This is a genomic window from Sulfitobacter sp. IGS-18, assembly GCF_059628195.1.
Genome location: NZ_CM184556.1, coordinates 1 through 17,201, shown reverse-complemented (window position 1 = coordinate 17,201; position 17,201 = coordinate 1). Strand labels below are relative to the sequence as shown.

The window sequence follows — 17,201 nt, the reverse complement described above, 5'->3', positions numbered from 1 at the left end:
GGGTCACTCTTCTACCAGTTTGGGGTCGTATATCAGTTTCACGCCGTTTTTGAAAATCAATTGGGTGGCTTCTCCCTCGTTTGAGGTACTGATGACCATGCTTCCCGCATTGAGGGTGCCAATCGGGGTTTGTGCCTGGACCGGCCCGGGGGACCTGACATCCAGATTGGTCATTTGGGTGGTCAGCCGGTCACTTTCAATCATGTAGTTGTTGGAGGTTTCGATCACCACATTGCCCTCAAGATCGGCACGGTCTTTGGGCATTTCGAAATGGGCGACATTGGCCTGAAGTGTCAGGGTGGTGCCGCCGTGAAGATCCATGACCACCCGCACATCCTCGGCACGGTTCGCGCCGACCTCGTTCTGCGGGGTGGTCAGCTTTTCCGCGGAAAAGGAAATCAGATCGCCGTTGGCGCTGGCACCGGAAAAGAAGGGGCCGGTCACCTGCTGGTCGCGCAGGCGATCCTGAATTTCCTTGTCGGCAAAGGGTATCGCCGTTTCCGGGTCGATGACACGGGACAGCAGGAAGAGGGTCGACAACAGCGCCAGTGCCAGAAGCGGAAACAGCACCTTGAGCAAGGATACCATGCGCGAATGGCGGTCGGCTTGCATGGTGTTCAACCCAGCCCGACGCGCAGGCAGTCGTGGATGTGCAGCAGGCCGATGAGGATGTCCGGCGCGGTCGGGTCCACCACCAGCAGGCAGGTGATTTTGCGGGCGTTCATGATGCCGACGGCGCGTTCGGCCAGGTCGTCCGGACCGACGGTGATGGGATTGCGTGTCATGACGTCGCGGGCTTTCAGCGCCATCATCCCTTCCATGTGGCGGCCCAGGTCCCCTGTTGTGATGATGCCGATGAGCCGCCCCTCGTCGTCGGAAACGCCGGTGACGCCAAAGGCCTTGCTGCCGATCTCTGCCAATGCGCGGGACATATCCACGTCTTCATGTACCAGCGGCAGGGCGTCACCGCTGTGCATGAGGTCCCGCACCCGGCTGAACTGTGCGCCCAGTTTGCCGCCGGGATGAAAGTTGCGGAAATGTTCGGCGGTGAAGGCGCGGTTTTCCATCAGGGCAACGGCCAGCGCATCGCCCAGTGCCAGTGTCATGGTTGTGGAAATCGTCGGCACCGCCCCGGTGCCACAGGCTTCGCCCAGTTGCGGCAGTGCCAGTATCACGTCCGACTGGCTGCCCAATGCGCTCTCGGGGCGGCTGGTCATGCCGATCAGCGGAATGTCGAAGCGCCGCGAATAGGCAATGAGGTTGCCAAGCTCCGGCGCTTCGCCGGAGTTCGAGATCGCGAGCACGACGTCAGCGGCAGTGATCATGCCCAGGTCGCCATGGCTGGCCTCGGCCGGGTGGACGAATTGGGCTGGCGTGCCGGTGCTGGCCAGGGTCGCCGCGATCTTCTTGGCGATATGGCCGGATTTTCCGATGCCGGTGACAATCACGCGGCCCTTGCAGGCGCGCATCATGTCGATGGCGACGCGAAAACGGTCATCGAGGCTGTCGGCGAGGGTTTCAAGCGCGGCGGATTCGGCGCGGATCACCCGGCGTGCGGTATCCAGAAAGGGTGTTGTCATATGTGTGCAAAGATGTCCGTGTCTGGCCAGCCCTGCAGATCGAGCTTTGCGCGCGAGGGCAGAAAATCAAAGCAGGCCTGCGCAATATCCATCCGGCCCTCACGTTCCAGCATCTCATCCAGCCGGTCACGCAGCTGATGCAGGTACAGGACGTCGGATGCGGCATAGTCAAGCTGCGCGTTGGTCAGTTTGGCAGCGCCCCAGTCGCTGGATTGCTGTTGCTTGGAAATGTCGATGCCCAGCAGCTCCTGAAGCAGTTTTGCCAGCCCGTGCCGGTCGGTGTAGGTGCGCACAAGACGGCTGGCGATCTTGGTGCAATAGACCGGCGCCGTCAGGACGCCAAAGGCATTCATCATGGCGGCAATGTCGAAACGGCCAAAATGAAACAGCTTCAGCACCTCAGGGTCTTGCAGGAGTTTGCAGAGGTTCGGTGCCTCGGTCTGCCCTTTGGTAATCTGGACCAGGTGGGCGTTGCCGTCCCCTGCAGAAAGCTGCACCACGCAGAGCCTGTCGCGGTGCGGGTTCAGGCCCATTGTCTCGCAGTCGATGGCGACTACCGGTCCAAGGTCCAGGTCATCAGGCAGATCGTTCTGATGGAGTGTGTTTGTCATGCAGACGCTATATCCTGCCTGCGCTTCTGGGGAAAGCGCGTTGCGTTCCGGCCTGCTGGTGGCGGATCAGGTGGTCAGATCGCGCAGGGACGGGCGGGGGAAACGGGCCAGAAGATCGGCGACCATCAGATGAGATTGTCGTGCCGGTCCGTCGGGGTCCGTCAGAATCAGGGGCAGTGGCGGGTTTTTCAGAACCAGCCGCCGCCAGTTGTGCACGATCAATCCCCTGAGCACGGCAATCTGCAACGGGGTCATCGTGTCGCTTTCCGGCAGGTCTGCGGCCAGCTTTTTCAGGGTTTGGGCCAGATTGGCATAGGCGGTGACCAGCGGCTCCGTGTGAAGCTGCGCGCGCAGCCAGTCCGGTGCGGTGGTGCCAGGAAGGCTCAGCGCGCCGGGGGGCGAGACTGCATCGGCAGGCCCCACGAAAAGGCGCGGCGCGAGCGGGGTAAAGCCCAGGTGGCCCATGCGCGCAACGGTCTGATCCTCGGCCGTTTCCAGCAGGACCAGTTGCCAGCCGCCGGATCCGTCGTCGGGAGTGGAATAGATGCGCGGGGTGGCCGCCGCGCTTTCCGCACGTCCTTTTTCGGTCAGGCTGTGGCGGCTGATGCGCCCGACCTTGTCGGAACTCACCCAACCATCGTTGCGCAACCGATGCAGGGCAACGCGGGCGGCTTCGGGCTTGACCTCAAGCAGGGTCATCATCGCGGACAGCACCGGACCGTCGATGGCGGTTCCCTGCTCCTGCGCCAGATCACCGAAGAGACTGATCATCAGGGACCACACCCGCCCGCCGCCAACGGCGCGCAGGGGGGCCGTCAGCGTGATGAAATTCTCAGTACGCATTCATGGTCAGCAGTTCATATTCGGCAACGGGTTTGTCGTTTTGATTGGTGAGGGTAACATGCCAGCGCACCTCTCCATAGTCGTCGTTGCGCGGTGTCTTGTGCTTGACGCTCAGGCGCACCTTGATGCTGTCGCCTGCCGCCACCGGTTCCATGAAACGCAGGTTGTCCAACCCGGTGTTGGCCAGAACCGGCCCCGGATCGGGCTGAACGAACAGCCCCGCGGCAAAGCTGAGCAGCAGGTAGCCATGCGCCACGCGGCCCGGAAAGAAAGGGTTCGCCCTGGCGGCTTCGTCGTCCATATGGGCATAGAAGGTATCGCCGGTGAAATGGGCAAATGTCTCGATATCGTCCAGTGTCACGGTGCGGGCAGGCGAATTGAAGGTCTCGCCCAGATCAAGCTGATCAAATGTCCGGGTAAAGGGATGGGCCCGGTCCGAAATCTCTGTCGCGCCAGGCACCCATTGCTGACCGATGGCGGTCAGGATGTCGGGGCTGCCCTGCACGGCGGTGCGCTGCATGTAATGCATGACGCCACGGATGCCGCCCAGCTCTTCGCCACCGCCTGCGCGGCCGGGGCCGCCGTGAACCATGTGGGGCAGGGGTGCGCCGTGACCGGTCGCCTCTTTCATCGAAGCGCGGTTGTTGAAGTAGAGCCGCCCGTGGAAGGCAGCGGCCCCCAGCGTGATCTCGCGCGCGACATTGCCGTCATTGGTGATGACGGATGCAACAAGCGATCCCTTGCCCTTGTTCAGAAGCTGGACCGCATGGGGCAGATCGCGGTAGGGCATGATTGTCGAAACCGGGCCGAAGGCTTCGGTGTCATGCACCCTGACCGCGCTGTCGGGATCGGCGCAGTGGAACAACATGGGCGGCAGGAATGCGCCCTTGTCCCGGTCTGCGCCTTCGACCGCGAAGTCGTCGGGGTTGCCAAACACGCGCTCGGCCTCTGCGCCGATGGTGGCGGCTTTTTCCAGCACATCGCGTTTCTGGCTGGCGGAAACCAGCGCGCCCATACCGGTGGAGTCAAGCCGGGGATCCCCGATGGCGATCTTGCCCAGTCTTTCGCTGATGGCCGCGATAACAGGCTCTATCAAGGTATTCGGGACCATGATGCGCCGGATCGCCGTGCATTTCTGACCCGCCTTCGCGGTCATCTCGCGCTGCACTTCCTTGACGAAGAGATCGAATTCCGGCGTGCCGGGTGTGGCATCGGGGCCCAGGACGCTGGCGTTCAGGCTGTCCTGTTCCGAGGCGAAGCGCACGGAATTCTGCATCAGCCGGGGATTGCCGCGCAGCTTGAGCGCGGTGTCGGCGGAACCGGTAAAGGCGACCGCATCCTGGCAGTCGAGATGATCCAGCATGTCACCAAGGCCACCAGAGACCAGTTGCAAGGCCCCCTTTGGCAGCAGGCCGCTGTCCAGCATCATGCGCACGCAGGCCTCCGTCACATAGCAGGTGGCGGTGGCGGGCTTCACGATGGCGGGCACCCCGGCCAGCAGGGTCGGCGCCAGCTTCTCCAGCATCCCCCAGACCGGGAAGTTGAAGGCGTTGATATGCACCGCGACACCCTGCAACGGTGTGCAGATATGGCGGCCAAAGAACTGCCCGCCGCGCCCCAGTTGTTCGGGCGGACCGTCCAGATAGACCTGCGCATCCGGCATCTCGCGCCGCCCCTTGGCGGCAAAGACCATCATCGTGCCAATCCCGCCGTCCACGTCGATCCTGTGATCCGACAGCGTGGCACCGGTGTCGTAGCTGAGGTCGTAGAGCGCCTGCTTGCCGTCGTTCAGATAGCCCGCCAGCGCCTTCAGCATCCGCGCGCGGTCATGGAACGTCATCTTGCGCAGCGCGGGCCCGCCGGTGTCGCGGGCGTAGGACAGCATGGCCTGCACATCCAGCGCGTCGTTTCCGGCATGGGCGATCACATCGCCGGTGATGGCGCTGGCGATGGTGCGGGCGCCGGCCCCCGGTGCGATCCATTGTCCGGCGGCGTAACTGGAAACGTTGAGCATATCGGTTCCTTAATGTGTGTCGTAGTCGATGACGAGCTTGTCGCTCAGCGGGTAGGACTGGCAGGTCAGCACATAACCGCGCTCCACCTCATAATCCTCAAGCGCGTGGTTGCTGATCATCTCGACCTCGCCTTCAAGGACCTTGCCCATGCAGGTGGAACAGACACCGGCCTTGCAGGAAAACGGCGCATCCTGCCCGTTCTCCAGCGCGGCTTCCAGCACGGATTGACCCTTCTGCATGGTAAAGCTGCGCTCGGCCCCTTCGATGATCACGGTGATCTCGGTGCCCTTCTGACCCTCGCTGCGCTTGGCCATCTCCTTTTTGGCAAGCTGGCCCTGCTGGCTTTCGCTGAACAGTTCGAACTTGATCTGATCATGCTCTAACCCGTGGCCTTTCAGGCTGTCGGCGATGGCCAGCATCATCGGTTCGGGGCCGCAGATGAAGGCGGTGTCGATGCTGTCAACGTCGATCCATTGCTTGAATAGGCGTGTGCATTTTTCCTGATCCACGCGGCCGGTGAACAGGTCGATGTCCTGCCCGGATTCCAGCATGTGGATGATGGTCAACCGCCCCATGTAGCGGTTCTTGAGGTCTTCCAGATCTTCGCGGAACATGATCGTGTTCACCGCGCGGTTGGCATAGACCAGCGTGAAGGTGGATTTCGGTTCACGTTTCAGCACGGTCTTGAGGATCGACAAGACCGGCGTGATGCCGGACCCCCCGGCAAAGCCGAGGTAATTCTTGGCGCGATCAGGCTCTAACGCGGTAAAAAACTTGCCCTGCGGCGGCATGACATGCAGCGTATCGCCGACCTTGAGAGTCTCATTGGCAAAGGTGGAAAAGGCACCGCCATCCACCTTCTTGATCCCCACCTGCAATTTGCCGTCGTCCAGACCGGCGCAGATCGAATAGTTGCGGCGCAGTTCGGTGCCGTCGAAATCCTGCTTGAAGGTCAGGTACTGGCCCTGGGTAAAGGCAAAGGCGTCGGGGTTTTCCGGCTCCAGTGTCAGCACCACGGCATCACGGATCGTGTGGTGGATATCAGTCACTGTTACGGGGTGAAACTGGCTCATGTCAGTGCCTCAGATACATTTGAAATAGTCGAAGGGTTCAAGACAGGACTGGCAGCGCCATTGCGCCTTGCAGGGGGTGGACCCGAACTGGCTGATCTTTTCCACCTGGGTCGATTTGCAGCGCGGGCAGTGTTGCGGGCCACCGGCGGGCCGGGGCGGGGCGATGCCGTATTCCTCCAGCCTGGCCTTGCCTGTGTCGGTCAGCCAGTCGGTGGTCCAGGCCGGAGAAAGCTGCCGCTTCAGCGTCAGTTTCTCGATTCCCTTCGCGCGCAGGGCGGTTTCGATGTCCAGATTGATGATGCTGGTGGCCGGGCAGCCGGAATAGGTCGGTGTCACCGTGACCTCAAGCGTGTCGTCCCGCCATTGCACATCTCGGATGATGCCCAGATCGGTCAGGGAAATCACCGGGATTTCCGGGTCCGGCACGGCAGAAAGCCAGGACCAAACAGTCTCTAACGAGGGTTTTTCGGTTACCATGTGGCATCCGGGTAGGCCCGCTGCAGCCATTGCATCTGGGTCAGCATATGGCCCAGATGCTCGGTATGCCGCGCGCCCGATTTCCCGCCCTTGTGGGCAAAATCGTCTGCCGGTTTCTGCAATGTCGCCTCGGCCAGGACGGCATCAAGCATCGCGTCGTAACCGGGGCGCAGTGATGCCGGATCGGGTGCGATGCCCGCGCTGACCATCTCCTCGTCCACCGCGTCCGCGATGAACATTTCGCCCACAAAAGGATAGAGCCGGTCCAGCGCGGCCTGCATCCGCTTGTGGCTTTCTTCGGTCCCGTCGCCCAGGCCGATCACCGTATCGGTGGCCCGCTCAAGGTGATAGGTGACTTCCTTCACGGATTTCTCTGCAATCGCCGCAACCTGGTCGTTGCTGGAACCCATCAGCCCCCTGAGTTGCGCCAGATGCCAGCCGTCAAACAGGAACTGGCGCATCATGGTGTGACCAAAGTCGCCGTTGGGCTGTTCGACCAGCAGCAGATTGCGGAAATCCCAGACATCCCGGTGAAAGGCGAGACGGTCGGCATCGCGGCCCTTGTCCTCGACCTCGCCCGCCAGCCCGAGCCAAAGCTGCGTCTGCCCGATCAGATCCAGCGCGGTGTTGGCCAGCGCGATATCTTCCTCAAGCACGGGTGCAACGCCGCACCATTCAGAGATGCGATGCCCCAGGACCAGGGTGTTGTCGCCCATCCGGCAGAGATATTCAAAGAGGGCGTTGCTCACATCGCCCCCACTTCGTCTGGAATGTCAAAGAACGTCGGGTGACGATAGACCTTGTCGTTCGCCGGTTCATAAAGCGCGCCTTTCTCTTCCGGGGAAGAGGCGGCAATGGCGCTGGCCGGGACGGCCCAGATGCTGACACCCTCGTTGCGGCGTGTGTAAACGTCGCGCGCGTTCTTAATTGCGCCCTCCGCATCGGCGGCGTGAAGGCTGCCCACATGCCGGTGGCTCAACCCGTGCTGGCCGCGGATGAAGATTTCCCAAAGCGGCCATTCGGTTGCCCGTACCTTGCCGTGGGGCGCGGCATCGGTGTCGGAATAGGGACTGGATTCGGGGCTGCTCATCTGGGCGTCCTCCTGTCAGGGGTGGCGTCAAAAGTTTTCGAAAACTTTTGACCAATTCCTTTCAAGGAATTGGTCACTCCGCCGCGATGGCGGTTTTGCGTTTCTTTTCAGCGTGGGCGAGCAGGCCTTCGCGCACCCAGCGGCCTTCGTCCCAGGCGCGGTTGCGGGCTTCCAGCCGTTCGGTGTTGCAGGGGCCATTGCCCTTGAGCACGTCAAAGAATTCGTCCCAGTCGGGTTCGGAGAATTCGTAATGCCCGGTTTCCTCGTTGAACTTCAGGTTCTCGTCGGGAATCGTGAGGCCCAGGTATTCGGCCTGCGGCGCTGTCTGATCGACGAATTTCTGGCGCAGCTCGTCGTTGGAGTTCATCTTGATCTTCCAGGCCATGGATTGCGCGGAATGCACCGATTCCGCATCCGAGGGGCCGAACATCATCAGCGATGGGTACCAGAACCGGTTCAGCGCATCCTGTGCCATCTTGCGCTGTGCCTCGGTGCCCCTGGCCATGTTCATCATGATGTCGAAGCCCTGACGCTGGTGAAAGGATTCCTCCTTGCAGATCCGCACCATGGCGCGGGCGTAGGGCCCGTATGATGTGCGCTGCAGCGGCACCTGGTTCATGATCGCGGCACCATCGACCAGCCAGCCGACGGCCCCCATGTCGGCCCATGTCAGGGTCGGATAGTTGAAGATCGACGAATACTTCATCTTGCCCGACAACAGGTCGCGGGTCAGCTGGTCGCGGGTCACGCCCAGCGTTTCCGCCGCGCAATAGAGGTAGAGGCCGTGACCGGCCTCATCCTGAACCTTGGCCAGCAGGATCGCCTTGCGCTCCAGCGTCGGGGCGCGGGTGATCCAGTTGCCCTCGGGCAACTGGCCGACGATTTCGGAATGGGCGTGCTGGCCGATTTGGCGGATCAGGTTCTTGCGATAGCCTTCCGGCATCCAGTCCTTCGGCTCGATCTTGCCGCCCGCGTTGATGCGTTCCTGAAAGGCGCGTTCATCCGGTTCCATATCGTCAAGGGATTTGACGCCTTCACCGGTAGACTTGATCATCTGTGCATACATAGAATCCGTCCTTTCAGGTTAACATTCAGCTTGTGCGTTCGAGGATCAGGGCGACACCCTGACCAACGCCCACACACATGGTACACAGGGCATAACGTCCGCCCGTGCGTTTCAGTTGCAAGGCAGCGGTCATCACAAGGCGCGCACCGGACATGCCCAGGGGATGTCCGATGGCGATGGCCCCGCCATTGGCGTTTACATGCGGCGCGTCGTCTGCCACGCCGAGGGCGCGCAGGGTGGCGAGCCCCTGGGAGGCAAAAGCCTCGTTCAGCTCGATCACATCCATCTGGTCGATGGTCAGCCCGGCGCGGGCCAGCACCTTTTTGCAGGCGGGGATCGGGCCAATGCCCATGACGCGCGGTTCCACACCGGCGGCGGACATGGCGACGACACGGGCGATCGGCGTCAGGTTGTGATCCCTGGTGGCCTGTTCGGATGCAATCAGCAACGCCGCGGCACCGTCATTGACGCCAGAGGCGTTGCCGGCGGTCACGGTCAGATCCGGCCCGTTGATCGCGCGCAGCTTGCCCAGGGCTTCTGCGGTGGTCTGGGGGCGCGGATGTTCGTCGCGGTCCACGACAATCGGGTCACCCTTACGCTGGGGGATCGTGACCGGCGTGATTTCATCAGCAAAGACGCCAGCGGCATCTGCGGCAGCCCAGCGTTCCTGGCTGCGCAGGGCAAATGCATCCTGGTCGGCACGGCTGACGTCATGGTCGGCAGCGACATTGTCGGCGGTTTCGGGCATCGAGTCGACACCATATTGCGACTTCATCTTCGGGTTGACGAAGCGCCAGCCGATGGTCGTGTCATAGACAGCGTTGCTGCGTGAAAAGGCGGTTTCTGCCTTGGGCATCACGAAGGGTGCGCGCGTCATGCTTTCGACGCCACCGGCGATGGCAAGGTCGATGTCGCCCGCGCGGATTGCACGCGCGGCAGAGCCAACGGCGTCCATGCCGGAGGCGCAGAGCCGGTTGATGGTTGCGCCCGGAACGTCGACGGGCAGCCCCGCCAGCAAGGCGGCCATACGCGCCACGTTCCGGTTGTCTTCGCCAGCCTGGTTGGCGCAGCCCATGATCACGTCATCGACGCGCGACCAATCCACATCCGGATTGCGCGCCATCAGTGCCGCGATGGGGGCCGCAGCCAGATCGTCAGCGCGGACGGATGCCAGTGCGCCACCGAAGCGGCCAATTGCCGTGCGTTGCGCGTCGCAGATGAAAGCCTGCATGTAGTTCTCCTCTTTGGTTGATTTTAACTCTGGTTGCGATTCGGAACAAGGTAAATGTTACTTGTTTGGTCATATCATGAGAATTAAGTAACATATTGGGTCTGGACGTCCTGACACGGGCCCTGAAGGCCTGCGAGGACCGACATCAGCGCAACGATGGTCACCGCTGTCACAGGGTCCGGGACGATTGGGGGGAAAGTCAGCTGAAAAAGTGCGTTTCCGGTGCCGGACAGGCCATTGATAAGGCCGCCGCAAGCGGCACCAGTCACAAGACAGAGCAGGGGTGTCAGGGTCACGACGGAACCGTTTCCCTGACAACAGTTCAGAAGTCGAGGTTTTCGACGCTCAATGCATTTTGCTGGATGAACTCGCGGCGCGGTTCGACGACGTCGCCCATCAGTTTGGTAAACAGATCGTCGGCCTCTGCCATGTCCTCGACCTTGACGCGCAGAAGGGTGCGCGCCTCCGGATCCAGGGTGGTTTCCCAAAGCTGGTCCGGGTTCATTTCACCCAGCCCTTTGTAGCGCTGCAGGGACAGGCCCTTTTCACCTTCGGCCAGGATCGCTTCCAGCAGGTCCATCGGGCCATGGATCAGTTGCGAGCGGTCCTTGCGCACCAGTGTGGCCGGCAGGTCATAGACATCCTGCAGGTGTTCGGTGAAGGTGCCGGATTTCCTGGCCTCGCCAGAGCGGAGCATCTTGCCGTCCAGTGTCCGCACTTCTTCGACGCCGCGCAGGATACGGGCCAGTTTGATGCCGTGGTCCTGGGTGATGCGGCCTTGCCAGCCGCGTTCGTATTCCAGCGCGATCAGGTCCAGACGTTTGGCGACCTTGTCCGCCACCCCTTGCAGGTCGCGGTCCACCGCGCCGGGAACGAAGGCACCGGCGATGGCAGCCTGTTCCACGATATGGCGTGGATAATGTGTCGGGAAGGCTTCGAGAACGCGGCGCATCTGGCGTGCCAGATCGACCACCCGGGCGAGGTCCTGACCGATGATTTCCTCACCGTTGCCCTGACGCAGCATGGCCCCCTCGATGCCCTGTTCGATCAGGTATTCCTCCATCGCTGCCTGGTCCTTTAGGTAGACCTCGGACTTGCCGCGCGACACTTTGTAAAGCGGCGGCTGGGCGATGTAGAGATGACCATGTTCGATCAGTTCGGGCATCTGCCGGTAGAAGAATGTCAGCAGCAGGGTGCGGATATGCGCGCCGTCCACGTCGGCGTCGGTCATGATGACGATCTTGTGGTAGCGCAGCTTGCTCAGGTTGAATTCATCGCGTCCGATCCCGGTGCCGAGCGCCATGACCAGGTTGCCAATCTCCTGGCTGCCCAGCATCCGGTCGAAACGGGCACGTTCCACGTTGAGGATCTTGCCCTTGAGCGGCAGGATTGCCTGGGTCTGCCGGTCGCGGCCGGTCTGGGCCGATCCACCGGCGCTGTCACCCTCGACAAGGAAGACTTCGGTCTTGGAAGGATCTTTCTCGGAACAGTCCTTGAGCTTGCCGGCCAGGAAATTCACGTCCATCGCGGTCTTGCGGCGGGTGAGGTCGCGCGCCTTGCGCGCCGCCTCGCGGGCATGGGCGGCCTCGATGATCTTGCCGACGACGATCTTGGCCTCGTTCGGGTTCTCCTCGAACCATTCGGCCAGCTTTTCGTTCACCAGCCCTTCGACGGCGGGGCGCACCTCGGAAGAGACCAGCTTGTCCTTGGTCTGGCTGCTGAACTTGGGGTCCGGCACCTTGACGGACAAGACACAGGTCAGCCCCTCGCGGGCGTCATCACCGGTGAAGTTGATCTTTTCCTTCTTCGCGATGCCGCTGGACTGGGCATAGTTGTTGATGGTCCGGGTCAGGGCACCGCGAAAGCCTGCCATATGGGTGCCGCCATCGCGCTGCGGGATGTTGTTGGTAAAGGGCAGGACGTTCTCGTGATAACTGTCGTTCCACCACATCGCGACCTCGACGCCGATGTCGTCCTTTTCGCCGGTGATGAAGATCGGTTCGGGCATGACGGACGACTTGTGCCGGTCCAGGTACTTCACGAACTCTTTCACGCCACCTTCGTAGAACAGCTCCGTCTGCAGGGTTTCCACAGGCCGTTCGTCGCGCAGGATGATCCGCACGCCGGAGTTCAGGAAGGCCAGTTCGCGCAGGCGTTTTTCCAGCGTTTCAAAGCTGTATTCGAGGTTGGAGAAGGTGCTGGTCGACGCCATGAAGCGGACTTCGGTGCCGGTGCGGTCGGTGGGGCCAACCACGCTGAGATGTTCCTTGGTGAAGCCGCCCTCAAAGCGGGCCACATGTTCCTTGCCCTCGCGCCAGATCCGCAATTCCAGCCAGTCGGAAAGCGCGTTGACCACCGACACACCCACGCCGTGCAGGCCGCCCGACACCTTGTAGCTGTTGCTGTCGAATTTGCCGCCTGCGTGCAGCTGGGTCATGATGACCTCGGCCGCCGACACGCCTTCGCCCTCGTGGATGCCGACGGGAATCCCGCGGCCATTGTCGCTGACGGAAACGGAGGAATCGTCGTGGATCGTGACGGTCACGGCGTCCGCGTGACCGGCCAGCGCCTCGTCAATGCCGTTGTCCACGACCTCGTAGACCATGTGGTGCAGACCAGAGCCGTCATCGGTATCCCCGATGTACATGCCGGGACGCTTTCGAACCGCCTCCAAGCCTTTGAGAACCTTGATGGAATTCGCGCCGTATTCTTCCGGCATCTGCTCAGTTTCGGACATTCAGGAAAACCTTTTTCTTTTGCCCGATTTATAGTGTTTTCAGCGAAGAATGTCACGCGCCTGACACAAGATTTTGTGTCAGATCAACGGGATCAAAAGGCCCACGCAGATCAGCAGCGAACCGGATACCACATTGATCCGGCGCAGGGTGCGGGGATTGGTCAGAAGGCTTCGGATATGACCGACAAAAGCAGCCAGGGTCAGGTTGCCTATCAGGGGCACGACAACCGAAATCGCGACGATTGCAGCCAGGTCCTGCCAGGTGACATTGCGCAGGTCGAAGAAGCCCGGCAGGACGCCGACATAGAAAAGCACCGCCTTGGGATTGCCCAGGATCGCGATGACCCCAGCGATGAACCCGGCCCACATGCCAGGCCGTGTCAGGCGGCTGTCGCGGTCCGGTGCGGCATCCCGGTGGCGGATCAGCAGGAAGCCCATCACCAGAAAGACAAGGCAGGCCACAGCGCGCAGGACGACCATGAAGACATCGAATACCGCGAGAATCCAGGTAATCCCCAGCGCAGCCACCAGCGGCCAGAGCAGATCACCGATCGACACCCCCAGGGCCAGCGGCCAGGCCGCGCGAAAGCCGCCCGACATCGCCCGTGCCATCATCGCCACCATGACCGGGCCGGGAGTGACAAACAGCGCCACCATCGCACCGGCATAAAGCAGGAGGTCGTAATAAGGGATGGTCATCATGGTCTCCTGACCGCTGACACGCCGTCGACCTCTGTCACTTCCAGAATCTGGGCACGGTCGCCGAGTTCCGAGAACAGTTCCACCCCGGTTCCCGTCATCCAGGCCTGCGACCCAAGCGCGGTGATCTCGTCATACAGGGCTGCCTGACGAGTTGTATCGAGGTGGGCTGCGACTTCGTCCAGCAGCAGCAGGGGCGGCGCGCCAAAGTCGGCTGCGAGGGCGCGGGCATTGGCGAGGATGAGCGAGACGAGCAGTGCCTTCTGCTCTCCGGTGGAGCAATCCCTGGCCGGGACATCCTTGGCTGCATAGACGCCATTCAGGTCCGCGCGGTGGGGGCCGATCAGGGTGCGTCCGGCGGTGAGGTCGCGCATCCGGTTGTCGGCCAATGCCTGGCGCAGGCCCTCTGCGGTGTCGGGCATGTCGCAGAGCAGTTCCAGTGTGGCGGTGGGAAATGCGGTTTCGGCCTGTTCCTGGGCCTGGGCGATGGCCTGCAGCGCGTTCAGCCTGTTGGCGTGGATTGCGGCGCCCGCTTCGGCCATGGCGTTTTCCAGGGCCAGATACCAGGAGGGTTCGCGCACCATATCCTTGAGCAGCCGGTTGCGTTCACGCATCGCCTTTTCATAGCGCAGGGTCTGGTCCCCGTGATCGGGCAGGAAACTGAGCGTCATGCGGTCCAGGAACCGTCTGCGGCCATCTGCGCCTTCGATCCAGAGCCTGTCCATCGCCGGCACCAGCCAGAGCACCCGCGCAATCCGGCCCAGCGTGTTCTGGGCAGTGGCCTTGGCATCTATCCGGGTCTGGCGCGCGGCCCCGTTTTCTGACCAGATTTCGACCTCATGCACCTGACGCTGTGCGTGCAGAATGCCGGTGACCTTCCAACCCAGCGCCTCGGGCCTGCGGGTCAAGTCCTGCGCGCTGGAGCGGCGCAAGCCGCGTCCGGGAGAGAACAATGAGACCGCTTCGAGAATGTTGGTCTTGCCCGCCCCGTTGGGCCCGTGCAGCGCCACCGGGCGCGCGTCGCAGTCGATCACGCTGCGCCGGTGCGACCGGAAGTGGGACAATGTGAGTTGGGACAGGAACAATCCGGTCATGGGTCAGCGCCGATATTTTCAAAAATATCGGGCCGGAGTTTTCGAAAACTCCGGCGCGTCACACACGCATTGGCATGACGACATAGACGGCCGACATGTCATTGCCTTCACGCATCAGTGTCGGGTCACCCGATGAGTTGAACAGGAACACGGCGTTCTCCCGGTCCACCTGGCTTGCAATCTCCAACAGGTATTTCGCGTTGAACCCGATCTCCAGACGCTCGTCGCCGTAGGCCACGGCAAGCTCCTCCTCGGCGGCGCCGCTGTCAGGGGCATTCACCGAGAGGATCAGGCGATCTTCGTCCAGCTGCAGCTTGACCGCGCGGGAGCGTTCGGAGCTGACAGTGGCGACCCGATCCACGGCCTGGGCGAATTCGGCGGCGTCCACTTCCATCTTGCGGGTGTTCCCCTGCGGGATCACGCGGGTGTAGTCGGGGAAGGTGCCGTCGATGACCTTGGAGGTCAGGGTGATCTCCGGTGTGGCAAAGCGGACCTTGGTCTCTGACACGGATACGGCGATTTTCATGTCGTCGTCTTCCAGCAGCTTGCGCAGTTCACCAACCGTCTTGCGGGGCACGATGACGCCGGGCATCTCTGCCGCCCCTTCAGGCATGTCGGCGTCGATCCGGGCGAGCCGGTGTCCGTCCGTGGCCACGCAGCGCAGCATCTTGCCGCCATCGCCGTCGGCGATATGCATATAGACGCCGTTCAGGTAATACCGGGTTTCTTCGGTGGAGATGGCGAATTTCGACTTGTCGAAAAGGCGGCGCAGCACGGGTGCCGGCGCGCTGAAGTTCGAAGCGTACTCAGACGATGCCATCACCGGAAAATCCTCGCGGGGCAGGGTGGCGAGGCTGAAATTGGAGCGGCCCGCTTCCACCGTCAGGCGGCCTGCCGCGGTGTCTGCGGTCAGGTTGATCAATGCGCCATCGGGCAGTTTGCGGACGATTTCATGCAGCAGGGTTGCCGATACCGTTGTGGCACCGGCGCGTTCCACCTGGGCGCCAACCTTGTCCACCACCTCGATATCCAGGTCGGTGGCGCGAAAGGACACATCGCTGCCTTCGGCCTCGATCAGCACGTTGGCCAGGATCGGAATGGTGTTGCGCCGTTCGACAACGGATTGGGCCTGGCTGACCGCCTTGAGCAATGCGGCGCGTTCGATGCTGAATTTCATGATGGCTTCTCCGTCAGACCCGTCGGGAGGGGCAAACTACCCGGTTCCCTCGTTTTAACAAGACTTTTCATGCTTTGGCGGGCCAAATGCAAGAGGGGCCGCAAGGGCCCCTCAATCACCTGACAGCCGTGACATTGATACCGCGTTCAGGACTCCAGCGCGCGGCGCAGCAGTTGCAGATCTTCGGCGATCTGGTCATCCGTCGTTTTCAGCTCTTCGATCCGGCGGACGCCATGCATGACCGTGGTATGGTCACGCCCGCCAAACCGGCGCCCGATCTCCGGCAGGGAGCGGCTGGTCATCAGTTTGCACAGGTACATGGCCACCTGGCGCGGGCGGGCATAGCTGCGCAGCCGCTTCGGCCCGATCATGTCGCTCAGCCGGATATTGTAGTGCTCGGAGACCTTGCGCTGGATCTCCTCGACGGAAATCTTGCGTTCGGAATCGCGCAATACGTCCACCAGGCAGTCCTGGGTCAGCTCCATGTTGATCTCGCGACCGACAAGGGAGCCGAAGGCGAACAGACGTGTCAGGGCGCCTTCAAGGACCCGGACGTTGGAGGTGATCCGGTGGGCGAGGAATTCAAGCACGCCATCCTCGACCTCAAGGTCGGGATAGTTTTCGCGCTGCCCTTCGACTTTGCTTTGCAGGATGCCCAGGCGCAGTTCGTAGTCTGTGGGGTGCAGGTCCACGACCAGACCGCATTGCAGCCGGGATTTCACACGGTCTTCCAGATCCTTGATCTCGCCGGGCGCGCGATCGGCAGAGATGATGATCTGCTTTCGCTGGTCCACAAGGGCGTTGAAGGTGTGAAAGAATTCTTCCTGGGTGCTGTCCTTGCCGGCAATGAACTGGACGTCATCAACCATCAGCACATCAACGGAGCGGAAAATTTCCTTGAAGTCCATCATCTTGCGGTCACGCAAGGCCTGAACGAAACGATACATGAACTGTTCGGCCGACAGATAAAGGACGTTCATCTGGGGTTTCTGTTCGGCCAGTTCGCGGGCGATGGCGTGCATCAGGTGGGTCTTGCCCAGGCCGACGCCACCATAGAGAAACAACGGGTTGAAGGTCACGGGGCCGCCCTCGGCCACCCGTTTGGCGGCTGCATGGGCCAGTTCGTTGGGTTTGCCGACGACAAAATTGTCAAAGCTGAACCTGGGGTCGAGGGGGGCTGTTGCCATGACGCTGGTGGCGCTGGCCGTGGCGGAAACGGCGGGTTTGCGGGGCGGGTCCGAAGGTTTGGCGGCGTCATTTGCAACGCGGGGCTGCAGCGCGAAATTCAGGCGGGAAACCTCGATGCCCTCGGCGTTGATCTCATGCAGGATGAGATCCGAAAAATTCTGGCTGACGTAGTTGCCGAAAAAGTTTGTCGGGACATGCAATGTCGCGATTCCGCTTGCCACCTTGCCCGCAACCATCGGTTCAATCCAGGTTGTGAAGTTGTTCTGTCCAACTGTTTTCAGCAGCCTTTGTCTGATCTCGCCCCATTGATCCTGCGTCAT

Annotated in this window: 16 protein-coding genes; all 16 read right to left on the bottom strand. The window is 61.8% G+C overall.

Annotated features, from left to right (window positions below):
• Positions 1 to 3: 3 nt before the first annotated feature.
• Positions 4 to 612, bottom strand: a complete 609-nt coding sequence (gene lptC / locus ACWNZ3_RS00080; protein ID WP_274573577.1) for an LPS export ABC transporter periplasmic protein LptC — start codon at positions 610 to 612, stop codon at positions 4 to 6.
• 5 nt (positions 613 to 617) lie between these two features.
• Positions 618 to 1,580, bottom strand: a complete 963-nt coding sequence (locus tag ACWNZ3_RS00075) for a KpsF/GutQ family sugar-phosphate isomerase (protein WP_496900786.1) — start codon at positions 1,578 to 1,580, stop codon at positions 618 to 620.
• Positions 1,577 to 2,191, bottom strand: coding sequence for a ribonuclease D (locus tag ACWNZ3_RS00070; protein ID WP_269362449.1), 615 nt, complete (start codon positions 2,189 to 2,191; stop codon positions 1,577 to 1,579). Before ACWNZ3_RS00070 ends, ACWNZ3_RS00075 begins: the two co-directional genes overlap by 4 nt.
• Positions 2,192 to 2,257: 66 nt before the next feature.
• Positions 2,258 to 3,034: a PaaX family transcriptional regulator C-terminal domain-containing protein gene (locus tag ACWNZ3_RS00065; protein ID WP_496900785.1), complete on the bottom strand. Its 777-nt coding sequence runs from the start codon at positions 3,032 to 3,034 to the stop codon at positions 2,258 to 2,260.
• Positions 3,024 to 5,048 (bottom strand): phenylacetic acid degradation bifunctional protein PaaZ, encoded by a 2,025-nt coding sequence (gene paaZ, locus ACWNZ3_RS00060; RefSeq protein WP_496900784.1) that lies wholly within the window; start codon positions 5,046 to 5,048, stop codon positions 3,024 to 3,026. Before paaZ ends, ACWNZ3_RS00065 begins: the two co-directional genes overlap by 11 nt.
• Positions 5,049 to 5,057: 9 nt before the next feature.
• A complete protein-coding gene (locus tag ACWNZ3_RS00055) occupies positions 5,058 to 6,122 on the bottom strand; it encodes a 2Fe-2S iron-sulfur cluster-binding protein (protein ID WP_496900783.1) in 1,065 nt (354 codons plus the stop codon).
• Positions 6,123 to 6,131: 9 nt separating this feature from the next.
• The gene (paaD, locus tag ACWNZ3_RS00050; RefSeq protein ID WP_269362453.1) at positions 6,132 to 6,599 is read right to left on the bottom strand and encodes a 1,2-phenylacetyl-CoA epoxidase subunit PaaD; all 468 of its coding nucleotides are present in this window, start codon (positions 6,597 to 6,599) and stop codon (positions 6,132 to 6,134) included.
• Positions 6,593 to 7,315: a 1,2-phenylacetyl-CoA epoxidase subunit PaaC gene (paaC, locus tag ACWNZ3_RS00045; RefSeq protein ID WP_496901923.1), complete on the bottom strand. Its 723-nt coding sequence runs from the start codon at positions 7,313 to 7,315 to the stop codon at positions 6,593 to 6,595. The genes paaD and paaC overlap by 7 nt, the downstream gene beginning before the upstream one ends.
• A 29-nt stretch (positions 7,316 to 7,344) precedes the next feature.
• Positions 7,345 to 7,689: a 1,2-phenylacetyl-CoA epoxidase subunit PaaB gene (paaB, locus tag ACWNZ3_RS00040; protein ID WP_496900782.1), complete on the bottom strand. Its 345-nt coding sequence runs from the start codon at positions 7,687 to 7,689 to the stop codon at positions 7,345 to 7,347.
• Positions 7,690 to 7,762: 73 nt separating this feature from the next.
• The gene (gene paaA / locus ACWNZ3_RS00035) at positions 7,763 to 8,755 is read right to left on the bottom strand and encodes a 1,2-phenylacetyl-CoA epoxidase subunit PaaA (RefSeq protein ID WP_496900781.1); all 993 of its coding nucleotides are present in this window, start codon (positions 8,753 to 8,755) and stop codon (positions 7,763 to 7,765) included.
• A gap of 25 nt (positions 8,756 to 8,780) precedes the next feature.
• A complete protein-coding gene (gene pcaF / locus ACWNZ3_RS00030; RefSeq protein WP_269362456.1) occupies positions 8,781 to 9,986 on the bottom strand; it encodes a 3-oxoadipyl-CoA thiolase in 1,206 nt (401 codons plus the stop codon).
• A gap of 322 nt (positions 9,987 to 10,308) precedes the next feature.
• A complete protein-coding gene (gyrB, locus tag ACWNZ3_RS00025; RefSeq protein WP_269362458.1) occupies positions 10,309 to 12,723 on the bottom strand; it encodes a DNA topoisomerase (ATP-hydrolyzing) subunit B in 2,415 nt (804 codons plus the stop codon).
• 78 nt (positions 12,724 to 12,801) lie between these two features.
• Positions 12,802 to 13,422 carry a LysE family translocator gene (locus ACWNZ3_RS00020; RefSeq protein ID WP_496900780.1) on the bottom strand — a complete coding sequence of 207 codons (621 nt, stop codon included), beginning with the start codon at positions 13,420 to 13,422 and terminating at the stop codon, positions 12,802 to 12,804.
• The gene (recF, locus tag ACWNZ3_RS00015; RefSeq protein ID WP_496900779.1) at positions 13,422 to 14,516 is read right to left on the bottom strand and encodes a DNA replication/repair protein RecF; all 1,095 of its coding nucleotides are present in this window, start codon (positions 14,514 to 14,516) and stop codon (positions 13,422 to 13,424) included. Before recF ends, ACWNZ3_RS00020 begins: the two co-directional genes overlap by 1 nt.
• 58 nt (positions 14,517 to 14,574) lie before the next feature.
• A complete protein-coding gene (gene dnaN, locus ACWNZ3_RS00010) occupies positions 14,575 to 15,693 on the bottom strand; it encodes a DNA polymerase III subunit beta (RefSeq protein WP_114273943.1) in 1,119 nt (372 codons plus the stop codon).
• A gap of 146 nt (positions 15,694 to 15,839) precedes the next feature.
• Positions 15,840 to 17,201: a chromosomal replication initiator protein DnaA gene (dnaA, locus tag ACWNZ3_RS00005; protein WP_496900778.1), complete on the bottom strand. Its 1,362-nt coding sequence runs from the start codon at positions 17,199 to 17,201 to the stop codon at positions 15,840 to 15,842.

What these genes read in the sequence shown, in the direction of transcription:
- ACWNZ3_RS00020 (WP_496900780.1), bottom strand. Translation starts at nt 13,422, where the DNA reads ATGACCATCCCTTATTACGACCTCCTGCTTTATGCCGGTGCGATGGTG.
- ACWNZ3_RS00070 (WP_269362449.1), bottom strand. Translation starts at nt 2,191, where the DNA reads ATGACAAACACACTCCATCAGAACGATCTGCCTGATGACCTGGACCTT.
- paaC (WP_496901923.1), bottom strand. Translation starts at nt 7,315, where the DNA reads ATGGGCGACAACACCCTGGTCCTGGGGCATCGCATCTCTGAATGGTGC.
- ACWNZ3_RS00075 (WP_496900786.1), bottom strand. Translation starts at nt 1,580, where the DNA reads ATGACAACACCCTTTCTGGATACCGCACGCCGGGTGATCCGCGCCGAA.
- recF (WP_496900779.1), bottom strand. Translation starts at nt 14,516, where the DNA reads ATGACCGGATTGTTCCTGTCCCAACTCACATTGTCCCACTTCCGGTCG.
- pcaF (WP_269362456.1), bottom strand. Translation starts at nt 9,986, where the DNA reads ATGCAGGCTTTCATCTGCGACGCGCAACGCACGGCAATTGGCCGCTTC.
- dnaN (WP_114273943.1), bottom strand. Translation starts at nt 15,693, where the DNA reads ATGAAATTCAGCATCGAACGCGCCGCATTGCTCAAGGCGGTCAGCCAG.
- dnaA (WP_496900778.1), bottom strand. Translation starts at nt 17,201, where the DNA reads ATGACGCAGGATCAATGGGGCGAGATCAGACAAAGGCTGCTGAAAACA.
- gyrB (WP_269362458.1), bottom strand. Translation starts at nt 12,723, where the DNA reads ATGTCCGAAACTGAGCAGATGCCGGAAGAATACGGCGCGAATTCCATC.
- ACWNZ3_RS00065 (WP_496900785.1), bottom strand. Translation starts at nt 3,034, where the DNA reads ATGCGTACTGAGAATTTCATCACGCTGACGGCCCCCCTGCGCGCCGTT.
- paaB (WP_496900782.1), bottom strand. Translation starts at nt 7,689, where the DNA reads ATGAGCAGCCCCGAATCCAGTCCCTATTCCGACACCGATGCCGCGCCC.
- lptC (WP_274573577.1), bottom strand. Translation starts at nt 612, where the DNA reads ATGCAAGCCGACCGCCATTCGCGCATGGTATCCTTGCTCAAGGTGCTG.
- paaZ (WP_496900784.1), bottom strand. Translation starts at nt 5,048, where the DNA reads ATGCTCAACGTTTCCAGTTACGCCGCCGGACAATGGATCGCACCGGGG.
- paaA (WP_496900781.1), bottom strand. Translation starts at nt 8,755, where the DNA reads ATGTATGCACAGATGATCAAGTCTACCGGTGAAGGCGTCAAATCCCTT.
- ACWNZ3_RS00055 (WP_496900783.1), bottom strand. Translation starts at nt 6,122, where the DNA reads ATGAGCCAGTTTCACCCCGTAACAGTGACTGATATCCACCACACGATC.
- paaD (WP_269362453.1), bottom strand. Translation starts at nt 6,599, where the DNA reads ATGGTAACCGAAAAACCCTCGTTAGAGACTGTTTGGTCCTGGCTTTCT.